Genomic DNA, 1,489 nt, shown 5'->3' with positions numbered 1-1,489 from the left:
AATGGTATATCTCTGTCTGGACATCCCCATAAAATAAAAGGGATTAAAGCAATTAGTGAAAATTTTAAATACTTCATATCTATTGATTTATTTAGTTCATGTTATTTGTTCCAGTCCGTACCCTTACACGGTCGTAAATTTACTTCCCGTTTAGATTGTATCAAACTATTGTTTCTTTCTTGAACATGTAGATAATATGCTGATTGCTAATAGTCTGATTTGGGTTTTCATATTTACGTATTAGTTTTACATTTCATTCACCATGAATACTTTCAAAAAAGGAATAATCCTACTTACTATAAGGAGGCCACATTCTGATATCACGCATGGTGGAAATAGGTGGGTAGTACAAGCAGCCATTTAAGTACCTCAAATCTTCAATACTGACGTCATATCGCTGCAAGATATTATAATTCTTCTGAATTATATTCCAATCATACATATCTACTATATCGGTAGCTAATATAAAAATACGCATCGTATCAATACCCAAGTACGCAAACATTTCATCCCAACCTGCCATTCTCCCTACTCCGCCCATATCGCGTTGTTTTTCTTTAGGTATTTTGTGAAGAATATTAGGATTATCTATATCTGGAAGTAGCGTATCCGTATCTACTGTGGTTTGTATTCCTCCCAACAATACAGATATATCCTGTGCTGATTCGTTCTCTAAGCATAATCGCTCTCCACCTTTTTCAAGACAACTATCGCAAGAACCCAGTAACAATAAGCACAATACAGATCTCAATATATATTTTTTCATACTGTTTAATACTTTAAGTTAGTACTCACCGGTTTGTAAGTTGGGTTTTCATCTTCACCCCATGGTACACCATAATATTTCTGAAAATATTCTTTTCCTCTTCTGCTTGCCCCCCTCTTAGCTTCACTCACGATATTTCATTCAGCCGGATATGTTATCCGGCTGAATGGATTCCTTAGCGTAAAAATTACTATGGGTAAGTAATCGTCCAATTTAAGCTGTCTAGTTGTTCAAGAGTATATTCATATCTTTTAGCAACCAGATAATCTTCACGAATTTTATCCCAAGGAACAGTATCGACGACAGCTTTATCAAAAAGGAAAATTGTCATGACACCTGTAGAAGATTTGGATAAATAACTCTTCCAACAGGTTCCCCTTTTACTTGTAAAATATGGTTCTATTACGAATAATTTTACCAATCTGGCAAAAGGGTTACCAGTATGTATTAAAGTATCAGGATAATAATTCGTAACACTATATTCTAGCAACGATTTATCGGAATTGTTCACGAAAAAAACCGTTGAATCGGGAGCGGGATCCCTATCCGGATAGGCACACGAATAGAATAATATAAGAAACAACAAAACAAATTTTAAGTATTTCATATTATGTATTAGTTTAGTATTTCATTATTCTATTATGGATATGTAATCGTCCAATTCAAACTATCAAGCTGTTCAAGAGTGTACTCATACCTTTTTGCTACAAGATAATCTTCACA

2 protein-coding genes are annotated in these 1,489 nt (G+C 34.1%); both read right to left on the bottom strand.

Translation table 11 applies throughout. The features are described from left to right. Nucleotides 1-289 precede the first annotated feature (289 nt). A complete protein-coding gene (locus tag BACCELL_RS25530) occupies nt 290-766 on the bottom strand; it encodes a hypothetical protein (RefSeq protein WP_007215082.1) in 477 nt (158 codons plus the stop codon). Nucleotides 767-956: 190 nt separating this feature from the next. Next, complete coding sequence (locus BACCELL_RS27065) at nt 957-1,373, bottom strand: hypothetical protein (protein WP_007215080.1); 417 nt, start codon at nt 1,371-1,373, stop codon at nt 957-959. Between the last annotated feature and the right edge of the window lie 116 nt (nt 1,374-1,489).

The organism is Bacteroides cellulosilyticus DSM 14838 (assembly GCF_000158035.1).
GTDB classification, from domain to species: domain Bacteria; phylum Bacteroidota; class Bacteroidia; order Bacteroidales; family Bacteroidaceae; genus Bacteroides; species Bacteroides cellulosilyticus.
This window is presented reverse-complemented; position numbering and strand designations above follow the sequence as displayed.